General features: G+C 73.9%; 19 protein-coding genes. 13 read left to right on the plus strand and 6 right to left on the minus strand.

Features of this window, described 5'->3' with window-relative positions; genetic code table 11:
- Positions 1-73 precede the first annotated feature (73 nt).
- Entirely contained in the window at positions 74-994 is a 921-nt protein-coding gene (locus SLP03_RS01245) for an ADP-ribosylglycohydrolase family protein (RefSeq protein ID WP_319458588.1), read from the plus strand.
- A gap of 151 nt (positions 995-1145) precedes the next feature.
- Here SLP03_RS01245 and SLP03_RS01250 read toward each other — a convergent pair whose 3' ends face one another.
- A complete protein-coding gene (locus tag SLP03_RS01250; protein WP_319458589.1) occupies positions 1146-2090 on the minus strand; it encodes a DUF1775 domain-containing protein in 945 nt (314 codons plus the stop codon).
- Positions 2091-2309: 219 nt separating this feature from the next.
- Here SLP03_RS01250 and thrS point away from each other — a divergent pair, with 219 nt between their 5' ends.
- Both thrS and SLP03_RS01260 read left to right on the plus strand, forming a co-directional pair.
- Positions 2310-4316: a threonine--tRNA ligase gene (gene thrS, locus SLP03_RS01255; RefSeq protein ID WP_319458590.1), complete on the plus strand. Its 2007-nt coding sequence runs from the start codon at positions 2310-2312 to the stop codon at positions 4314-4316.
- 78 nt (positions 4317-4394) lie between these two features.
- Positions 4395-4955, plus strand: a complete 561-nt coding sequence (locus SLP03_RS01260) for an HIT family protein (protein ID WP_413644118.1) — start codon at positions 4395-4397, stop codon at positions 4953-4955.
- Here SLP03_RS01260 and SLP03_RS01265 read toward each other — a convergent pair.
- Complete coding sequence (locus SLP03_RS01265) at positions 4952-5488, minus strand: hypothetical protein (protein ID WP_319458591.1); 537 nt, start codon at positions 5486-5488, stop codon at positions 4952-4954. The genes SLP03_RS01260 and SLP03_RS01265 overlap by 4 nt on opposite strands.
- 74 nt (positions 5489-5562) lie before the next feature.
- Here SLP03_RS01265 and SLP03_RS01270 point away from each other — a divergent pair, with 74 nt between their 5' ends.
- The gene (locus SLP03_RS01270) at positions 5563-6192 is read left to right on the plus strand and encodes a CG0192-related protein (protein WP_319458592.1); all 630 of its coding nucleotides are present in this window, start codon (positions 5563-5565) and stop codon (positions 6190-6192) included.
- 75 nt (positions 6193-6267) lie between these two features.
- Here the strand turns inward: SLP03_RS01270 and SLP03_RS01275 are convergent, their stop codons facing one another.
- Complete coding sequence (locus SLP03_RS01275) at positions 6268-6432, minus strand: hypothetical protein (protein WP_319458593.1); 165 nt, start codon at positions 6430-6432, stop codon at positions 6268-6270.
- A gap of 67 nt (positions 6433-6499) precedes the next feature.
- Here SLP03_RS01275 and SLP03_RS01280 point away from each other — a divergent pair, with 67 nt between their 5' ends.
- Positions 6500-7558 (plus strand): aldo/keto reductase, encoded by a 1059-nt coding sequence (locus SLP03_RS01280; protein WP_319458594.1) that lies wholly within the window; start codon positions 6500-6502, stop codon positions 7556-7558.
- 48 nt (positions 7559-7606) lie between these two features.
- Here SLP03_RS01280 and SLP03_RS01285 read toward each other — a convergent pair whose 3' ends face one another.
- Positions 7607-9769 (minus strand): elongation factor G-like protein EF-G2, encoded by a 2163-nt coding sequence (locus tag SLP03_RS01285; protein WP_319458595.1) that lies wholly within the window; start codon positions 9767-9769, stop codon positions 7607-7609.
- A 251-nt stretch (positions 9770-10020) separates the two neighbouring features.
- Here SLP03_RS01285 and pgsA point away from each other — a divergent pair, with 251 nt between their 5' ends.
- The 7 genes from pgsA (at position 10021) to SLP03_RS01320 (ending at position 16077) form a co-directional block, all read left to right on the plus strand.
- Positions 10021-10641, plus strand: a complete 621-nt coding sequence (gene pgsA, locus SLP03_RS01290; RefSeq protein ID WP_319458596.1) for a phosphatidylinositol phosphate synthase — start codon at positions 10021-10023, stop codon at positions 10639-10641.
- Entirely contained in the window at positions 10638-11582 is a 945-nt protein-coding gene (locus SLP03_RS01295; RefSeq protein ID WP_319458597.1) for a phosphatidylinositol mannoside acyltransferase, read from the plus strand. Before pgsA ends, SLP03_RS01295 begins: the two co-directional genes overlap by 4 nt.
- 13 nt (positions 11583-11595) lie before the next feature.
- Entirely contained in the window at positions 11596-12756 is a 1161-nt protein-coding gene (locus SLP03_RS01300) for a glycosyltransferase family 4 protein (protein WP_319458598.1), read from the plus strand.
- 81 nt (positions 12757-12837) lie between these two features.
- Positions 12838-13341 (plus strand): hypothetical protein, encoded by a 504-nt coding sequence (locus tag SLP03_RS01305; RefSeq protein WP_319458599.1) that lies wholly within the window; start codon positions 12838-12840, stop codon positions 13339-13341.
- A 158-nt stretch (positions 13342-13499) separates the two neighbouring features.
- Complete coding sequence (gene pdxS / locus SLP03_RS01310) at positions 13500-14417, plus strand: pyridoxal 5'-phosphate synthase lyase subunit PdxS (protein WP_319458600.1); 918 nt, start codon at positions 13500-13502, stop codon at positions 14415-14417.
- 5 nt (positions 14418-14422) lie between these two features.
- Complete coding sequence (gene pdxT, locus SLP03_RS01315) at positions 14423-15028, plus strand: pyridoxal 5'-phosphate synthase glutaminase subunit PdxT (RefSeq protein WP_319458601.1); 606 nt, start codon at positions 14423-14425, stop codon at positions 15026-15028.
- 296 nt (positions 15029-15324) lie between these two features.
- Positions 15325-16077 carry a YebC/PmpR family DNA-binding transcriptional regulator gene (locus SLP03_RS01320; protein ID WP_319458602.1) on the plus strand — a complete coding sequence of 251 codons (753 nt, stop codon included), beginning with the start codon at positions 15325-15327 and terminating at the stop codon, positions 16075-16077.
- Positions 16078-16321: 244 nt separating this feature from the next.
- Here the strand turns inward: SLP03_RS01320 and SLP03_RS01325 are convergent, their stop codons facing one another.
- Together SLP03_RS01325 and SLP03_RS01330 are read right to left on the minus strand one after the other, a co-directional pair.
- Positions 16322-16975 (minus strand): permease prefix domain 1-containing protein, encoded by a 654-nt coding sequence (locus tag SLP03_RS01325; RefSeq protein WP_319458603.1) that lies wholly within the window; start codon positions 16973-16975, stop codon positions 16322-16324.
- Positions 16972-17193, minus strand: coding sequence for a hypothetical protein (locus SLP03_RS01330; RefSeq protein WP_319458604.1), 222 nt, complete (start codon positions 17191-17193; stop codon positions 16972-16974). Before SLP03_RS01330 ends, SLP03_RS01325 begins: the two co-directional genes overlap by 4 nt.
- A 178-nt stretch (positions 17194-17371) precedes the next feature.
- Between SLP03_RS01330 and SLP03_RS01335 the strand changes: the two genes are divergently transcribed.
- Positions 17372-18763 carry a serine/threonine-protein kinase gene (locus SLP03_RS01335; protein WP_319458605.1) on the plus strand — a complete coding sequence of 464 codons (1392 nt, stop codon included), beginning with the start codon at positions 17372-17374 and terminating at the stop codon, positions 18761-18763.

Below are 18763 nucleotides of genomic sequence, written 5' to 3' on the forward strand. Positions count from 1 at the left end.
GTCACGACCGTACTTCGCGTGGCAAGCCGAGCGCGTTGCGGCGCTCCTGGGAACCGGGCAAGCTGGGACGGCGATGACGTTCACCCTGTTCCCCGACGCCCGGCTGGCGCTGGCCCGGGACGCGCTCGCCGGCCTGTCGGTCGGCGACGCGCTCGGCTCGCAGTTCTTCGTCCCCGGCCGGCACCCCACGGATCTTGCTGCCGGACGGCTGCCGCCCCCGCCGTGGCAATGGACCGACGACACCGAGATGGCCTGCTCGGTGGTGGCCGCCCTGGCGGCCGGCGGACAGCTCGACCGGGACCAGCTGGCGCTCGACTTCGCCGAGCGCTGCGAGCCCTACCGCGGCTACGGGCCGGGCGCGGTGACCATCCTCCGGCTGATCCGCACCGGCACGCCCTGGCCGGTGGCCGCCGCGTCCGCGTTCGACGGGCAGGGTTCCTGCGGCAACGGGGCGGCGATGCGGGTCGGCCCGCTCGGCGCCTGGTACGCCGACTCGACCCGCCGGGCCGCCGACCAGGCCCGGGCCTCGGCCGAAGTGACCCACGCCCATCCGGAGGGCGTCGCCGGCGCCGTCGCGGTGGCCGTCGCGGCCTCGCTCGCCGCCCGGGCCCGCCTGGACGGCGACCGGCCCGACCCGGCCCGGCTGATCGGCGCGGTCGCCACGACTCTCGACCCGGCGGGGGAACTGCACCGGGGCGTACGCCGGGCGACCGCCCTGTTGGGCCGGCCGGCGGCGGAGGCCGCCGACGCGCTCGGCAACGGCTCGCGGGTGACCGCCCAGGACACCGTCCCCTTCACCCTCTGGGTGGCCGCCACCCACCTCGACGACTACCCGACGGCGATCCGGGTGTGCGTGGAGGCCGGCGGGGACGTCGACACCACGTCCGCGATCGTCGGCGCGGTGGTCGCCGCGCACACCGGCGTCGGCACCCCCGGCGGCGTGCCGGACGGCTGGCTCGCCGCCCGCGAGCCGCTGCCCGACTGGGTGGGCTGACGGCGCCACCCGCCGCCTAGTGGGACTTCAGCCGCGCCCTTTGCTCTGCTGCAGCGACGGCACCACCGGGAGCGCTCCCGTGTTGCGTGGGCTGCAGCAGAGCAAAGCGGCTGATCGGGATTACTCCGGGTGGCGGCGCGACCGCGGGCACCTAGTGCCGGGCCGCCGTCGCTCTAACGGTTCCGGAGAGCACGGGTTCGCCGCCATCGCCCCGGTCGGGTCGGGCGCGCTGGTCCGGGTCGGCCGGGCTCGGGTCCGCGTCACCAGCGCTGTCGTCCATGTCCTCGTGCCCGGCGCCGTCGGCCTCCTCGGGGGCCAGGGCCATCGCCCCGCGCCGCCGCCGGCTGAACAGCCAGCCGATCGCCGCGCCGCCGGCCAGCCCGGCGAGCAGCCCGCCGCCGAGCAGGAGGTCGGCGCTCGGGGCGTCCTGACCGTCGGCGGCCGGCCCTTGACCGTCCGCACCCGCGGCGTCGGCCGGGGCCTGAGCGGCCGGGTCGCCCGGCCCGTCGGCGGTGATCCCGCTGTGGCCGGCGTGCCCGCCCGTGGCCGCACCGGGCATCGCCGGCAGCAGCGCGAGCGTCGGGGCCGGGTGCGCCCCACCCGCCGGGTCCGTCCACCGGACCACCGTGCCGTCCCCGTACGTCTGCACGACCTGGAAGGCCAGCCGGTCGGTCGCCGGCATCGGGCCCATGCCGAGGGCGAGCCGGACGGGGCCCGCCGTCGCGCCGGGCACCCGGATCCAGGTCACCGATGCGGTCACCATGTCCACCCCCGGGGTGTGAATGCCGGCGACCGGACGGTCGAGGGTGCGGGTGGCGATCCGGGGCGCCCAGCCGGGCACCGACATCGGGTACACCTCCCCGACGGGCGCGTCGCCGGGCATCCCGATCTCGATCCGCTCGGTCCGCGTCCCGGACCGCTCCTCGGGCACCGCGAAGGTCACCCGGACGGCGTCGCCCTGGTGGACCTGCGCCGGTGCGGCGGTGATGGACACCCCGGCGGCCCGCGCCGGGCCGGCCCAGCCCAGCAGCACCCCGGCCGCCGTGGCGGCCAGCAGCAGGGTCCCGCGGACCCGGTCACGACGGGTCATCGTCATGGTCGTCCCCATCCGTGTCCACGCAGCCGGCACCGGATCCGGCCACACCTGGTAGTTCGGCCCGGAGGGCGGAAAGGTTCAACGGCCGGCGGAACTCGGCCCGGGGGGACTGCGGGCCGGGACGCCGGTGGCGTCGCCGACGGTGCCGAACGGGCGACCGATAGCATCGCAGGAGCCGATAACCGGCACATCCGATCAGCACCGACGACAGGAGTCACCGTGTCCGCACCCCGTACCCCCGTCGTGGCCGACCCCGTCGTCGTCGCCGCCGGGACGACGGCGGCCGACGCGGTAGCCGCGGCCGGGCTGCCCACCACGGGCCCGAAGGCGATCGTCGTGGTCCGCGACCCGCAGGGCGTGCTGCGCGACCTGGACTGGAAGCCGGCCGAGGAGACCACCGTCGAGCCGGTGAGCATCGACTCGCCGGACGGGCTCAACGTGCTGCGCCACTCCACCGCGCACGTGCTCGCCCAGGCCGTGCAGGACGTCTTCCCGGAGGCGAAGCTCGGCATCGGGCCGCCGATCGAGAAGGGCTTCTACTACGACTTCGCCGTGGACAAGCCGTTCCAGCCGGACGACCTGAGCAAGCTCGAGAAGCGGATGCAGGAGATCATCAAGTCCGGTCAGCGGTTCCGCCGGCGGCGCTTCCGCAGCCTCGACGAGGCAAAGGCCGAGCTGGCCGACGAGCCGTTCAAGCTGGAGCTGATCGACGTCAAGGGGGAGGGGCTGGACTCCTCCGAGGTGATGGAGGTGGGCGGCGGCGAGCTGACCATCTACGACAACCTCGACGCCAAGGAGGAGAAGGTCTGCTGGTCGGACCTGTGCCGGGGCCCGCACCTGCCGAACACCCGCCTGATCGGCGCGTTCAAGCTGATGCGTTCCGCCGCCGCCTACTGGCGCGGCTCAGAGAAGAACCCGCAGCTGCAGCGGGTGTACGGCACCGCCTGGCCGACCCGGGACGAGCTCAAGGCGTACCTGAAGCTGCTGGAGGAGGCCGCCCGGCGCGACCACCGCAAGCTCGGCGCGGACCTCGACCTGTTCAGCTTCCCCGACGAGATCGGCTCCGGCCTGGCGGTCTTCCACCCCAAGGGCGGCATCATCCGCCGGGAGATGGAGAACTACTCGCGGCGCCGGCACGAGACCGCCGGGTACGAGTTCGTCAACACCCCGCACATCACCAAGGCCCAGCTCTTCGAGACCTCGGGCCACTTGCCCTACTACGCCGACACGATGTTCCCGCCCATGCAGCTGGAGGGCGCGGACTACTACCTCAAGGCGATGAACTGCCCGATGCACAACCTGATCTTCAGGGCGCGCGGGCGGTCCTACCGAGAGCTGCCGCTGCGGCTGTTCGAGTTCGGCACGGTCTACCGGTACGAGAAGTCCGGCGTGGTGCACGGCCTGACCCGGGTCCGCGGCCTGACCCAGGACGACTCGCACATCTACTGCACCCGCGAGCAGATGCCGGGCGAGCTGTCCACGCTGCTCACCTTCGTGCTGGACCTGCTGCGCGACTACGGCCTGGACGACTTCTACCTGGAGCTGTCCACCCGGGACGACTCCCCGAAGTTCATCGGGTCGGACGAGGACTGGGAGGAGGCCACCCAGGCGCTGCGCACCGCGGCCGAGGCCTCCGGGCTGGACCTGGTGCCGGACCCGGGCGGCGCGGCGTTCTACGGCCCGAAGATCTCGGTGCAGGCCAAGGACGCCATCGGCCGGACCTGGCAGATGTCCACCATCCAGGTCGACTTCAACCAGCCGGAGCGGTTCGGCCTGGAGTACCAGGCCGCCGACGGCACCCGGCAGCGGCCGGTGATGATCCACCGCGCGCTCTTCGGCTCGATCGAGCGCTTCTTCGGTGTGCTCACCGAGCACTACGCGGGCGCGTTCCCGGCCTGGCTGGCGCCGGTGCAGGTGGTCGGCATCCCGATCCGCGAGGACCACACCGACTACCTGCACGGCTTCGTGGCGGCGCTGCGCGCCGAGGGGATCCGGGCCCAGGTGGACGCCGGTGACGACCGGATGCAGAAGAAGATCCGCACCGCCCAGCAGCAGAAGATCCCGTTCATGGTGATCGCCGGCGACGACGACGTGGCCGCCGGCACGGTCTCCTTCCGCTACCGGGACGGCTCGCAGCGCAACGGGGTGCCGATGGCCGAGGCGGTCACCCACGTGCTCGACGTGGTCAGCTCCCGCACCAACTCGGGGCCGTCCGCCGAGAGCTGACGCCCCGGGTCCGCCCCGGCGCCTGACCGGCCGGTGCGGACGGGTGCGACCCGGTGCGGTGACCGTAGGATCGGCGGTGTGACTGGGGCGGCGCGGCACTTCGACAACGGCACCGACGACGGTCTGGCGGACGGGCTGGAACGGCTCTGGACGCCGCACCGGATGACCTACATCTCCGGCGAGGACCGGCCCGAAGGCGGCTACGAGAAGCCCACCGGCTGCCCGTTCTGCCTGGCCCCCGGGCTGCCGCCGGACCAGAGCCTGATTGTCGCCCGGGGCGAGCACGTCTTCGCGGTGCTCAACCTCTACCCGTACAACCCGGGGCACCTGCTGGTCTGCCCGTACCGGCACGTGGCCGACTACACCGAGCTGGACGTGCCGGAGACCGCCGAGCTGGCGACCTTCACCAAGGACGCCATGCGGGTGGTCCGGCAGGTCTCCAACGCGCACGGCTTCAACCTGGGGATGAACCAGGGCGGGGTGGCCGGGGCCGGCATCGCCGCGCACCTGCACCAGCACGTGGTGCCGCGCTGGGGCGGCGACGCCAACTTCATGCCGGTGATCGGCCGGACCAAGGTCCTGCCGCAGCTGCTCGCCGACACCCGGGACCTGCTCGCCAAGGCCTGGCCAAGCATTTAGCGCAGCGGGGTGCGGAGGCGGGCCAGGCGGCGGCGGGCGGTGCCGGCGGTCCGTTCGGCGGCGGCGGCGCGGTCGCCGGCCAGCCGGGCGCGGACGGCGAGCTGCCGCAGCCGGCGCTCCACCATCCGGTCGCCGTGCCGGGCGATCCAGACGCAGACCGCGGCCAGCGGCAGCTCGACCAGGGCGGCCAGCACCAACGACAGCAGCAGGTCCGGCCCGGCCGGAGTGGTGACGACGTCGAACCAGGCGTCCACCAGCAGCATGGTGGCGGTGGCGCTGGCGGCGGGCACCACCTGCCGGTGACCCCGGTAGGCGCACACCGCGGTCAGCGCCAGCATCGCCACCAGGCCCAGGTCGAAGCCGACCCAGGCGGCCCGGTAGTGCACCGCTACCGCGTGCCGGGGCAGCGTCAGCGCGAGGTAGCCGATCCAGGGCAGCGTGAACAGCGCCAGCACCGCGAACACGGGCGCCACCCAGCGGGGCGCCGGTCGTACCTCGGTCGCCCGTTCGATCTGCTCCACCGCGCTGCTCATCCCGACCTCCGGCAGCGGTAATGCCTCCCCGCCAAGGTCAACAAACGTCGGCGCACCTCGGTACGATGCGCGGCATGGCTCTGCTGCACCGGGCGGAAATTCGCCCCACCAAGCTCGAACTCCTCGCGGCGTGGCTGCCCGGCCGGCCCTGGTTCCACGGGCCGGCCGGCGCGGACGTCGTACGGGTGGCGGGATTCCGGTTCGACGACCCGGCGGGCGCGGTCGGGATCGAGACGATACTCGTCCGCGTCGGTGACGGGCCGGTCCACCAGGTGCCGCTGACCTACCGCGGGGCGCCCCTGGAGGGCGCCGACGGTTGGCTGGTCGGCACCACCCACCACTCGGCGCTCGGCCCGCGCTGGGTCTACGACGCCTGCGGCGATCCGGTCTACGCCGCGGCGCTGGCCGCCGCCATCCTCGACGGGGCCGGCCAGGCGGAGGAGTTCTTCGAGGTCGACGGCAGGCGGGAGTACCGCACGCCGAGCATGACCATCACCAGCAGCGGCGGGGAGGTCGGCGGTGCCGCCGTGGGCGCGCCGCGCCGGGTGCTGGACGGCGACCCGACGATCATCGTGACCGACACCGTCGAGCTGGCCGTGGTGCGCCGCCCCGGTGCGGGCGAAGCGCGCGCCGGTGGCACGCTCTCCGGCACATGGCCGGGTCAGGCCACCCCGCTGCCGCTGGCGTACGCCGCGCCCCGCTGACCCCCGTCCGCCCGGCCCGGCGGACCTGCCGGTCCGGGCCGAGTCGCGATGTCCCGGCCCCGGTCCGGCCGTCGGCTACCGGTGGTCGCCGGCCGGGTCCGCCCCCCCGGTGAGCTGCGCCCGCAGCGCGGCCGCCAGCTCCGGCCAGCTCTCCACCCGGCGTTCGCGGGCCAGGTGCGTTCGCGGGTACGCAGCTCGGTCTCCGCGCCGCACTTCGACACCCACGCCCAGCCGTCGCATGCCGTCGATCATGCACGACGGGTGAGCTTCCTGCCCTCCAGCGCGCTCGAGGTGGCAGGATGCGCCGATGGCAGTGACCACGCGGACGTTGGGCCGCAGCGGCATCGAGGTCGGCGCGCTCGGCATGGGGTGTTGGGCGATCGGCGGCCCGTGGGCCGAGGGCGCCCGCCCGCTCGGCTGGGGTGCGGTGGACGACGAGGAGTCGGTCCGGGCGGTCCGTCGCGCGCTGGACCTCGGGGTGATCCTCTTCGACACCGCCGACACGTACGGGGCGGGGCACGGTGAGCGGATCCTCGGCCGGGCCCTCGCGGGTCGCCGCGACGAGGCGGTGATCGCCACCAAGTGGGGCTACACCTTCGACGAGACGGCCCGGCAGGCCACCGGTGAGGACGCCTCGCCGGAGTACCTGCGGCGTGCGGTGACCGACTCGCTGCGCCGGCTAGACACCGACCGGATCGACCTTTACCAGCTGCACCTCGGCGACCTGCCGGTGCCCCGGGCCGAGGCGCTGATCGGCACGCTGGAGGACCTGGTCGCCGACGGTCTCGTCCGGGCGTACGGCTGGAGCACCGACCGGCCCGACCGGGCGGCGGCCTTCGCCCAGGTCGCCCGGGGCGCCACCGCCGTGCAGCACGGCCTGTCGGTGCTGCGGGACGCGCCGGCCATGCTGGCGGTCTGCGACAAGCACGACCTGGCCAGCGTGGCCCGCGGGCCGCTCGGGATGGGACTGCTGACCGGCAAGTACACCACCACCTCGACGCTGCCCCGCGACGACGTCCGCGGCACCGCCCCGAACTGGCTGGAGTGGTTCCGCAGCGGCCGGCCGGCGCCGGAGTGGCTGCGTCGGGTGGCCGCGGTCCGGGGTGCGCTGACCGCCGACGGCCGGACCCTGGTGCAGGGGGCGCTGGGCTGGATCTGGGCGCGCAGCGGGCGCACGGTCCCGATTCCCGGCGCGCGGACCGTCGCCCAGGTCGAGGAGAACGCTGCCGCCCTGCACCGGGGGCCCCTCGCCCCCGACCACTTCGCCGAGGTGGAGCGCCAGCTCGCGGCGCTGCGTACCGCCGCCCTGCGCGACGCCGACCGCCCGCACTGGCCGATGCCCCCCGTCCCCGCAGCCCGCCCCTGACCGCAGGCTGCGGACAGGGGGCGGGGCGGCGGTGAGGGGAGGGGTGCGTCAGGGGTGGGTGACGTGTTCCTTGCGGGCCTGGTCGGCCAGGTGGGCGGGCATCGGGTCGTAGCGGACGAACTCGCGACGGAAGGCGCCGGCGCCGGCGGTCATCGAGCGCAGCTCGACGGCGTACCGCAGCAGCTCGGTCGCGGGGACCTCGGCGCGCACCAGGGTGCGGCCCTCGGCGTCGGGGTCGGGCTCGGTGCCGAGCACCCGGCCGCGCCGGCCGGAGAGGTCACCCATCACCGCGCCGACCGAGGAGTCGGGCACCCGGACGACCACCTCGTCCACCGGCTCCAGCAGCGCCGGCTGCCCCTTCTCGGCGGCGTCCCGCAGCGCCAGGGCGCCGGCGGTCTGGAACGCGGCGTCCGAGGAGTCGACGCTGTGCGCCTTGCCGTCGAAGAGGGTCACCCGCAGGTCCACCGCCGGGTACCCGGCTGCCAGGCCACGCTCCAGCTGCGCCCGGACGCCCTTCTCCACCGACGGGATGTAGTTGTGCGGGACGGCCCCGCCGACCACCTTGTCGACGAACTCGAAGCCGGCGCCCCGGGGCAGCGGCTCCACCTCGATGTCGCAGACGGCGTACTGGCCGTGCCCGCCGGACTGCTTGACGTGCCGGCCGTGCCCCTTGGCGACGACGGTCAGCGTCTCGCGCAGCGCCACCCGCACCGGCTCGGTCTCCAGCTCCACGCCGCCGCTGCGCAGCCGGTCCAGCACCACGTCGGCGTGCGCCTCGCCCATGCACCAGAGCACCAGCTGGTGGGTCTCCGGGTTGCGCTCCAGCCGCAGCGTCGGGTCGCCGGCGACCAGCCGGGCCAGGTTCCGCGCCAGGGCGTCCTCGTCGGCCCGGCTCTTCGCCACGATCGCCACCGGCAGCAGCGGCTCGGGCATCTCCCAGGGCGCGATGAGCAGCGGCTCCTCCTTGGCGGAGATGGTGTCACCGGTCTCCGCGCTGCCCGACTTGGTGAGCGCGCAGATGTCCCCGGCGACGCACAGGGGCACCTCGCGCAGCGTCGCGCCCAGCGGGCTGTAGATGTGCCCGACCCGCTCGTCGGCGTCGTGGTCCGGGTGTCCGCGCTCGGCCATGCCGTGCCCGGAGACGTGCACCACCTGGTCGGGGCGGAGCGTGCCGGAGAAGACCCGGACCAGGGAGACCCGCCCGACGTGCCGGTCGACGGTGGTCTTGACCACCTCGGCGACCAGCGGCCCGTCCGGGTCGCAGGTCAGCGGCGACCGGGGCGAGCCGTCCACCCCGGTGACCGCCGGCAGTTCGTGTTCCAGCGGAGACGGGAACGCCGAGACCAGCCCGTCGAGCAGCACGTCCAGCCCGACGCCGGTCTCCGCGCAGACCGGCACCACCGGGTAGAAGTGACCCCGGGCGACCGCCTTCTCCAGGTCGGCGATGAGCACCTCGGTGTCGATCTCCTCGCCGCCGAGGTAGCGGTCCATCAGGGTCTCGTCCTCGCTCTCCGCGATGATCCCCTCGATCAGCTCGTTGCGGGACTCCACGATCGCCGGCAGGTGCTCCGGGTCCGGCTCGCGCACCGCCGCCGGCAACCCGGCGGTGTAGTCGAAGACCCGCCGGGTGATCAACCCGAGCAGGCCCACCACGGACACCCCGTCGTCGCCGAGCATCGTCAGGTGGAGCGGGAGCACGTTGTCGCCGAAGACCCGCTGGCAGAGCGCCACCGCCTCGTCGAAGTCGGCGCGCGGGTGGTCCAGCCGGGTGACCGCGACGGCGCGCGGCATGTCGACGGCGGCGCACTCCTCCCAGAGGGCGGCGGTGGCCGCGTCCATCCCGTCGACGGCGGAGACCACGAAGAGCGCGGCGTCGGCGGACCGCAGGCCGGCCCGCAGCTCGCCGACGAAGTCGCCGTAGCCGGGGGTGTCCAGGAGGTTGACCTTGACGTCCGAGTGCAGCAGCGGGGCGCAGGCCAGGCTCACCGAGCGCTGCTGGCGTACGGCCGCGGGGTCGTGGTCGCCCACGGTGGTGCCGTCGGTGACGCTGCCGGCCCGGCCGATCGTGCCGCTCGCCGCGAGCAGCGCCTCGACCAGGGTGGTCTTGCCCGCACCGGAGTGCCCGACGAGCACCACGTTGCGAACCCTGCTGGGCTCGGTCACCACCGGCGCGCCGCCGGTGACACCCTTCTCCTGATTTTTCTGCGCCATCGCGGCGCACCTCCCTCAGCCGGTGGTGGTGGCGACCGCCGCGCGCGACGGGGAAGCGGGCCCGGGCGGGTGCCGCGGCGATATCCTCCGGTGGTTTCCTGGACGACGGGTAATCAACGGGCGGGTCGGTGAGCTGGCTCACCCCCACTTCCGATCTCACACCCGTTGCCCACCCCGCACAAGCCTCCCTCCGAGGATCGGCACGACCGGCCGTATCGCGGATCGCGGCAGGCCGTTATCGTGGGACCGCCATGGCGAAGATCTTCCAAGTAACGGCCCGCGCGGGGATGACCCGCGTCGTGGAGCCGGTCGCGCGCGGCCTGCTCCGCGCCGGCGTGTCCCCCAACGCGGTCACCGTGACCGGCACCCTCGGCGTGCTCGTCGGCGCGCTCGGCTTAGGCGCACGCGGGCACCTGGTCGCCGGGGCGCTGATCGTCACGTTCTTCGCGCTCACCGACCTGCTCGACGGGACGATGGCCCGGATGAGCGGCGGCTCCACCCGGTTCGGCGCGTTCCTCGACTCGAGCATGGACCGGATCGCCGACAGCGCCGTCTTCGGCGCGGTCGCGTACTGGCTGGCCTCACAGGGCAACCACGCCGGGACGGCCGCCGCGCTGATCTGCCTGGCCGCCGGCGGGCTGGTCTCCTACGTCAAGGCCCGCGCCGAGGGGCTCGGCATGACCGCCAACGTGGGCATCGCCGAGCGCACCGAGCGGCTGCTGATCGTCGGGGTGGGCGGCGTGCTCACCGGCCTCGGCGTGCCGCTGGCCCTGGAGATCGCGCTCTGGCTGCTGGCCGCCGTCTCGATCTTCACGGTGGGGCAGCGGATGGCCCACGTGTACCGGCAGGCCCAGCTGGTCGGCCGGGAGTGAACCTCACCGAGCTCGGCTACGTCGCCGGCTGGCGCCTGGTCCGCGCGCTGCCCCGGCCCGTGGTGGCCGCGGCCTTCCGGGCGGGCGCGGACCGCGCCCACCGCCGGGCCGGCGGCGGTACCGCCCGACTGGCCGCCAACCTGCGCCGGGTGGTCGGCCCGGACCTGCCCGAGGCCGAGCTGGACGCGCTGGTCAAGCGCGCCCTGCGGTCGTACGCCCGGTACTGGATGGAAGCCTTCCGGCTGCCCGCGCTGAGCCGCCGGCAGATCCTCGCCGGGTTCCGCCTCGACGGACACGAAATGCTCGGCGCCGACGTGGCGGCGGGCCGGGGCGCGGTGGTGGCGCTGCCGCACGCCGGCAACTGGGACGCCGCCGGCGCCTGGGTCGCGGCCACCGGCTGGCCGATCACCACCGTCGCCGAGCGGCTCAAGCCGGAGGGCGTCTACGAGCGGTTCCTCGCCTTCCGGCAGGGCCTGGGCATGGAGATCCTGCCGACCCATGGCGGCGACCGGCCCACGTTCGACGTGCTGGTGGACCGGCTGAGGGCGGGGGCCGTGGTGCCGCTGCTGGCCGACCGGGACCTCTCCGCCCGGGGCATCGAGGTCGACTTCTTCGGCGGGCGGACCCGGATGCCGGCCGGGCCGGCCCTGCTCGCGCTGCGCACCGGGGCGCCGCTCTACGTCGCCTCCCTGTGGTACGAGCCGGAGGTCGCGTGCGCCTCCCTCGAGGGGCCGGTGGAGCTGCCCGCCCCGGACAGCGGGCCGCTGGACCAGCGGGTCCGGGTGCTGACCCAACGGATTGCCGACAGTCTGGCGGCGGGCATCGTCCGGCATCCGGAAGACTGGCACATGTTGCAGCGGATGTGGCTGGACCAGCGCGCGGCGACCGACGGCGGCCCGAGTCCCTCGGCGCAGTCGCCGGCCACCACCGGGACGATCTGAGGGAGCGGCCGCAATGCGGATCGGCATCGTGTGCCCGTACTCCTTCGACGTCCCCGGCGGGGTGCAGAACCACGTCATGGACCTGGCCGAGGCGTTGATCGGGCTGGGGCACCAGGTGAGCGTGCTCGCCCCGGCCGACGAGGACTCGGCGCTGCCGCCGTACGTGGTGTCCGCCGGGCGGGCCGTGCCGCTGCCGTACAACGGGTCGGTGGCCCGGATCGCGTTCGGGCCGGTCTCCACCGCCCGGGTGCGGCGCTGGATCACCCGGGGCGAGTTCGACGTGCTGCACGTGCACGAGCCGCTGACACCCAGCCTGTCCATGCTCGCCGTGCTCTGCGCCCGCGGCCCGGTGGTGGCCACCTTCCACACCGCGATGACCCGTTCCCGGGTGCTCTCCGCCGCGCAGGGTGTGCTGCAGATCCTGCTGGAGCGGATCACCGCCCGGATCGCGGTCAGCGCCCTCGCGCGCAAGGTGCAGGTCGAGCACATGGACGGCGGCGCGGTGGAAATCCCGAACGGGGTGACCATGGCCAAGTTCACCGGGGTCGAGCCGCTGCCCGGCTGGCCGGGGGAGTGCGACCCGGGCACCGGCGGCACGCTCGGCTTCCTGGGGCGGTTCACCGAGCCCCGCAAGGGCTTCCCGGTCCTCCGCGACGCCTTCGTCGAGCTGGCCCGCCGACGCCCCGGGCTGCGCCTGCTGGTGGCCGGCCCGGGCGACCCGGACGACCTGTACGACCAGTTCCCCGCCGAGCTGCGCGACCGGGTCACCTTCCTCGGTCAGGTCTCCGAGGCGGACAAGGCACGCATGCTGCGCAGCGTGCACCTTTACGTCGCACCGAACACCGGCGGGGAATCCTTCGGGATGATCCTCACCGAGGCGCTCGCCGCCGGCACCACGGTGGTCGCCAGCGACCTCGACGCGTTTCGCCGGGTGCTCGACGGCGGGCGGGCGGGCCGGCTCTTCCCGACCGGCGACCCGGCCGCGCTGCGCGGCGCACTCGCCGAGCTGCTCGACGACGCCGACCAGCGGGCCACGCTGACCGCCTGCGGCGACCAGGCGGTGGCGATTTTCGACTGGCCCGTGGTTGCCCGCCGCGTTCTGGAGGTATACGCAGCGGCGATCGAAGCCACCGACGGTCGGGTCATCGACCAGGAATGGGTGGGGACGGGCTGAGCGGCGAGGCCGCTGGGGCCGATGTGACGAGTGCGTCGGCAGCAGCCGCGCCGAACCGGTCGGGAACGGAGCAGCACTACGATGCCGGGCATGTGGTGGGTGGTGGGCGCGGTCCTGGTCGTCGGGCTCGTCTCGGCGTACCTGATCTGGACGGCCGGCCGGGTCGAGCGGCTGCAGGCCCGCGCCGAGGCGGCGGCCCGGGCGCTCGACGCGCACCTGCTGCGCCGCGCGGCGGCCGCCGCGGTCCTGGCCGAGCAGCGGTACGGCCTCGAGCTGTACGCGGCGGCCCGGATCGCGCTGGACGCCCAGCCGGAGGAGCGGGAGGCGGCCGAGAACGACCTCACCCGGCAGCTGCGTACGGTGGAGCTGGACCCGGCGGACCCGGTCTGCGAGGCCGTCGTGGCGGCCAGCCGCCGGCTGGCGCTGGCCCGGCAGGTGCACACCGACCTGGTGCGGGACGCCCGGACGTCCCGCAGCCGTCCGCTGGTACGCCTGTTCCGGATGGGACGGCGGCACGAGTGGCCGCGCTACTTCGACGTCGACGACCCCACCCTCGCCGTCCCGGCGGACGTCACCACCGGCTGACCGGCGCGGCCCGGCGACCCCGCCCTGGGGGCCTGGCCAGGGGTGATGCGGGCCACATTGCAGGCCACCGGGGGTCTGATTGGCTGTCGGACCGGCGTTGACCACGTCGTAGCATTTTTGGCAGCCACCCCCCGAGCACGTCCAAGGAGCGATGACCCGTGCCCGAATCCACCTCCCCGAACGCCAACGCCACGCCCGTCGTCGGCACCGCCCGCGTCAAGCGGGGCATGGCCGAGATGCTCAAGGGCGGCGTGATCATGGACGTGGTCAACGCCGAGCAGGCCAAGATCGCCGAGGACGCCGGTGCGGTCGCCGTCATGGCGCTGGAGCGCGTGCCCGCGGACATCCGCGCGCAGGGCGGCGTCTCCCGGATGAGCGACCCCGACATGATCGACCGCATCATCGAGGCCGTCTCGATCCCGGTGATGGCCAAGGCCCGCATCGGCCACTTCGTCGAGGCCCAGATCCTCCAGTCGCTCGGCGTCGACTACATCGACGAGTCCGAGGTGCTGACCCCGGCCGACTACGCCAACCACATCGACAAGTGGGCCTACACCGTCCCCTTCGTCTGCGGCGCGACCAACCTGGGCGAGGCGCTGCGCCGGATCACCGAGGGCGCGGCCATGATCCGCTCCAAGGGCGAGGCCGGCACCGGTGACGTCTCCAACGCCACCACCCACATGCGCAAGATCCGTCAGGAGATCCGCCGGCTGCAGTCGCTGCCCGAGGACGAGCTGTTCGTCGCCGCCAAGGAGCTCCAGGCGCCGTACGAGCTGGTCAAGGAGATCGCCCAGACCGGCAAGCTGCCGGTGGTGCTCTTCACCGCGGGAGGCATCGCCACCCCGGCCGACGCCGCCATGATGATGCAGCTCGGCGCCGAGGGCGTATTCGTCGGTTCCGGCATCTTCAAGGCGGGTAACCCGGCCCAGCGCGCCGCCGCGATCGTCAAGGCGACCACCTTCCACGACGACCCGGACGTGCTCGCCAAGGTCTCCCGTGGCCTGGGCGAGGCGATGGTCGGCATCAACGTCGACGAGATCCCGCAGTCGCACCGCCTGGCCGAGCGCGGTTGGTGACGCCGATGGGTGACCAGCCGAGGATCGGTGTGCTCGCGCTCCAGGGGGACGTGCGCGAGCACGTCGCGGCCCTGGCCGGGGCCGGCGCCGACGCCCGCCCGGTCCGCCGTCCGACCGAGCTGGACGCGGTCGACGGGCTGGTCATCCCCGGGGGCGAGTCCACCACCATCGGCAAGCTCGCCGACATCTTCGAGATGCGCGAACCGATCGACAAGCGGATCGCCGGCGGCATGCCGGTCTACGGGTCCTGCGCCGGCATGATCATGCTGGCCACCGAGGTCCTGGACGGCCGGCCCGACCAGCGTGGCTTCGCCGGCATCGACATGACGGTGCGGCGCAACGCGTTCGGTCGGCAGGTCGACTCGTTCGAGGCGCTGGTGGCGATCACCGGGATCGAGGGCGAGCCGTTCCACGCCGTCTTCATCCGGGCCCCCTGGGTCGAGCGGGTCGGTGCCGGTGTCGAGGTGCTGGGCCGGGTCACCGAGGGGCCGTCCGCCGACCGGATCGTCGCGGTCCGGCAGGGCAACCTGGTGGCCACGTCGTTCCACCCGGAACTCACCGGTGACCTGCGGCTGCACCGCTTTTTCGTGGAGCTGGTCCGGGCCGCCTGAGCGATGCGAGAGGGGCCCGTCCGCACCGGGCGGGCCCCTCTCGCGTGCCGGTCGGGCATGTTTTCCGGCCCACGGCGGTTGTCCTCTCTGTGGCCCGGGTGCCCCGACGCCGCCCCGCACGGGGTGCCGGGTGTGACATGCCGGGGCACGGCCTCGGTAGGATTGCCGCGATTCGGCAGGGCCATCGCCCGCCGCAGCCGTCCACGCGGAGCCGACCGGCCGTCCTGTCGCCGGTTGGGGCGTGGAGTCGGCGCGGGCAGTCGACGCAGGCGTGGAATGACAGACGGAGGTACGAGATGTCCGGCCACTCAAAGTGGGCGACCACCAAGCACAAGAAGGCCGTCATCGACGCCAAGCGCGGCAAGATGTTCGCCAAGCTGATCAAGAACGTCGAGGTCGCGGCCCGGATCGGCGGCGGCGACCCGGCGGGTAACCCGACGCTCTACGACGCCATCCAGAAGGCGAAGAAGAACTCGGTACCGAACGACAACATCGACCGCGCGGTCAAGCGGGGCTCCGGCCTGGAGGCCGGCGGCGCCGACTGGCAGACCATCATGTACGAGGGCTACGGCCCGAGCGGGGTGGCGATGCTCATCGAGTGCCTCACCGACAACCGCAACCGCGCCGCCACCGAGGTGCGCACCGCGCTGACCCGCAACGGCGGCTCGCTCGCTGACGCCGGCTCGGTGTCGTACATGTTCTCCCGCAAGGGCGTGGTGATCGTCCCCAAGGCCGGCACGTCGGAGGACGACGTGATGATGGCGGTCCTCGACGCCGGCGCCGAGGAGGTCAACGACCTCGGCGAGGCGTACGAGGTGGTCTCCGAACCGACCGACCTGATTCCGGTCCGCACCGCCCTGCAGGACGCCGGCATCGAGTACGAGTCGGCCGAGTCGGCCCTCATCCCCAGCATGAACGTGCCGCTGGACGCCGACGGCGCGCGCAAGATCTTCAAGCTGATCGACGTGCTGGAGGACTGCGACGACGTGCAGAACGTCTACGCGAACTTCGACGTCTCCGACGACGTGATGGCGGTCGTCGACGCCTGACCGTCGGTGCCGGCGCGCCCCGGGTCGCGGTGGCGCGCGGGCTCCGGACATCCCGGCGAGGTACTACGAAGCTGATGTCGTGAACGAGTCACCGCTGCGGCGCTGATTCGTCGTCGTCCGCACGGCCCCCGGCCGCGTCGCCCGGCGATCCATCCACGACATCAGCTTCGTAGCGCGCGGCGTGGGTGGTCGTCGGCGATCGGTCGACCGGCTCCATGCGCCCGCGCCCCTGCTCGGGCGCGCTTCAGGCCCGGGCGAAGCTCCACAATGCCGGGTCGAGGATCGGCAGGTTGCGGCCCCCGTCGTCGGAGACCCAGGACTGGAAGTGCTGCCACGGCAGGTACGCGATGACGAACGTCAGCCAGACGATCGCGGCTGCGGTGTCGGTCCGGGTGATCTGCCGGTCGACCGGTCCCTCCGGGAGCTGGTCGACGCTCCACTCGGGCAGGCACAGCGGGATGTTGGTCCGTTCCAGCACCGCGAAGACCAGGGTGACCCAGAAGCTGATCTGGACCGCCACCTGGAGGGCGCTGGCGATGCCGGCCCCGACCGCCCCGCCGGGGTTGTCCCCGCCGGTCGCCTCTACCAGGCCCACCACGACGCCGACGGTCGCCGGTACGAAGCTGAGCAGCAGCTTGAGTAGTCGTTCCCAGGCCAGGTAGTAGGTCGGGCCGATGAGCTGCAGCCGGCGGTCGGCGTAGCGGGCGGCGAGCTGCGCGGGGTTGCCCAGTTCGGTGAGCACCTCCCGCTCGGCGGTGGCGGTGTCCTGCCCGCCTGTCGTCCGGTCCTCGATCATGTCCTCGATCGAGGCGCGCAGCTCGGTGGCGATCTCCTCCCGGCGCGGGGCGGGTACCGATCGCAGGGTCGCGGCGAGGTAGCGGTCGGTCAGGGTGGTCATCGGTCGGCTCCTTCGATCAGCCCGGTCATGGAGGTCTGCACGGCGGCCAAGTCGTCGAGCAGCCGGCGCAGCACGGACTTGCCCTCGTCGCTGGTCCGGTAGAACTTGCGCGGCCGGCTCTCCTGGGTGTTGGCGTCCACCGGGAAGCCGTGGTCCGTGAGTCGTTGCAGCAGCGCATAGCCGTAGCCGGGGCGGCGCAGCGCGACGAGGCTCGCCACCACCACCGTTCGTTGTCGAGCGAGACATCATCGTGTTCTGGTACACCTGATTGGCGCGGCGCCAGGTCGAGGCCGCTGGTGCGGACGGGCCGGCGGTCGAGGGCTGCCGTCGCGCCGGCTCGGCGGTCTACTGTCGAGGTGAAACGGCAACCGGCGGCGCTGGCCCGGGGGTGACGCGGTGACCGCTCCGGTGCAGATCGGCTCCTACCGCATCGAGCGGCTGCTGGGCGTGGGCTCGTTCGCGATGGTCTGGCTGGGCTACGACAGTGCGCTCGACTCCCATGTCGCGATCAAGGTGCTGGCCGAGAACTGGAGCCACGACCTGCGGGTCCGGGAACGGTTCCTCGACGAGGCCCGGTTGCTGCGCTGGCTGGACCACGAGCGCCTGGTCCGGGTCCACGCCGTCGGCGAGTTGGCGGACGGCCGGCCGTACTCGGTGATGGCCTGGGCGGACGGGGGCAGCCTGCGGGACCGCCTGGCGCGGGGCCCGCTGCCCGCGGCGACCGCCGTGCGCCTGCTCGGTGAGATCGCGGCCGGGGTTGCGGTCCTGCACCGGTACGGCATCGTGCACCGGGACCTGACCCCGGGCAACATCCTGTTCCGCTCTGGCACGCCGGAGGCCACCGGTGCGGGCCCGGCCGGCGAACAGGTGCTGATCGCCGATCTCGGGCTGGCCAAGGCGCTCGCCGCCGCCTCAGGGCTGACCGCCCGGGCGGGGACGCCCGGTTACATGGCGCCGGAGCAGGACGACCCGCTCGCGGTCGTCGACACCCGCGCCGACGTGTTCGGGTTGGGCCGGCTCGGGTTCCGGCTCCTCGGTGTCGACGCCGGCCGCCCCGGCTCCGGGGTCCGGCTGCGCGACGGCGTGCCGCCGCGGGTGGCGGCGGTGCTCGGCAGAGCCACCGCGGCCCACCCGGCCGACCGCCATCCGGATGCGGCGGCCTTCCGCGCGGCACTGAATCGGGCGACGCCCGACGGACAGGGGCGGGCGTACGCCGCACCGCGCCGCTACCGCGTCAAGGTCGCCGGGGTGGCCGTCGTGGTCGTCGCGGCGGTGGGTGGCACCACCGCCGAGCCGGGCGGCACGACCACCGGCACCGGGTCCGGCGGTCCGGGCAGCGCGACGCACACGAGCGGGCCGATCACCGTCACCCTGCCGGCGGGATGGCGGGCCACCGGAGAAGGGTGGGCCGGCCGGTACGCGGACGACGGCAACCTCGAACCGGCGCTGGTGATGTCACCGGAGCCGCGTCGGTGGGCGGCGGACTCGGCGCTGCCGGGTGCGTTCGTTGGCCTCTCCGCCAGCACGGCCGCGCGGACGACCCCGGCCGGCTTCGTCGCCGAGCACCCGCACGCCGACTGCATCGCGCTGCCGGCGCGGGCCACCCGGCAGGCGGGCGTCGACTGGGTCGTGGTCACGTTCAGCTGCGACCGGGGCAGGCCGGTGATCGTCGAGGCCGCCGGGCTGGGTCCCGGCCGCACCGGCCTGGTCTACGTGCAGATCACACCGCCGGCGGGCAGCGGGCCGGACTTCGTCGACACGCTGCTCGCCGGGGTGCGGGTGCGGTAG

The organism is Micromonospora sp. RTP1Z1, assembly GCF_033804685.1.
Classification (GTDB): Bacteria; Actinomycetota; Actinomycetes; order Mycobacteriales; family Micromonosporaceae; genus Micromonospora.

What these genes read in the sequence shown, in the direction of transcription:
- SLP03_RS01305 (WP_319458599.1), top strand. Translation starts at nt 12,838, where the DNA reads ATGCCGGGCATGTGGTGGGTGGTGGGCGCGGTCCTGGTCGTCGGGCTC.
- SLP03_RS01320 (WP_319458602.1), top strand. Translation starts at nt 15,325, where the DNA reads ATGTCCGGCCACTCAAAGTGGGCGACCACCAAGCACAAGAAGGCCGTC.
- SLP03_RS01245 (WP_319458588.1), top strand. Translation starts at nt 74, where the DNA reads ATGACGTTCACCCTGTTCCCCGACGCCCGGCTGGCGCTGGCCCGGGAC.
- SLP03_RS01300 (WP_319458598.1), top strand. Translation starts at nt 11,596, where the DNA reads ATGCGGATCGGCATCGTGTGCCCGTACTCCTTCGACGTCCCCGGCGGG.
- SLP03_RS01285 (WP_319458595.1), bottom strand. Translation starts at nt 9,769, where the DNA reads ATGGCGCAGAAAAATCAGGAGAAGGGTGTCACCGGCGGCGCGCCGGTG.
- SLP03_RS01325 (WP_319458603.1), bottom strand. Translation starts at nt 16,975, where the DNA reads ATGACCACCCTGACCGACCGCTACCTCGCCGCGACCCTGCGATCGGTA.
- SLP03_RS01270 (WP_319458592.1), top strand. Translation starts at nt 5,563, where the DNA reads ATGGCTCTGCTGCACCGGGCGGAAATTCGCCCCACCAAGCTCGAACTC.
- SLP03_RS01250 (WP_319458589.1), bottom strand. Translation starts at nt 2,090, where the DNA reads ATGACGATGACCCGTCGTGACCGGGTCCGCGGGACCCTGCTGCTGGCC.
- SLP03_RS01280 (WP_319458594.1), top strand. Translation starts at nt 6,500, where the DNA reads ATGGCAGTGACCACGCGGACGTTGGGCCGCAGCGGCATCGAGGTCGGC.
- pgsA (WP_319458596.1), top strand. Translation starts at nt 10,021, where the DNA reads ATGGCGAAGATCTTCCAAGTAACGGCCCGCGCGGGGATGACCCGCGTC.
- pdxT (WP_319458601.1), top strand. Translation starts at nt 14,423, where the DNA reads ATGGGTGACCAGCCGAGGATCGGTGTGCTCGCGCTCCAGGGGGACGTG.
- SLP03_RS01265 (WP_319458591.1), bottom strand. Translation starts at nt 5,488, where the DNA reads ATGAGCAGCGCGGTGGAGCAGATCGAACGGGCGACCGAGGTACGACCG.
- SLP03_RS01275 (WP_319458593.1), bottom strand. Translation starts at nt 6,432, where the DNA reads ATGCGACGGCTGGGCGTGGGTGTCGAAGTGCGGCGCGGAGACCGAGCT.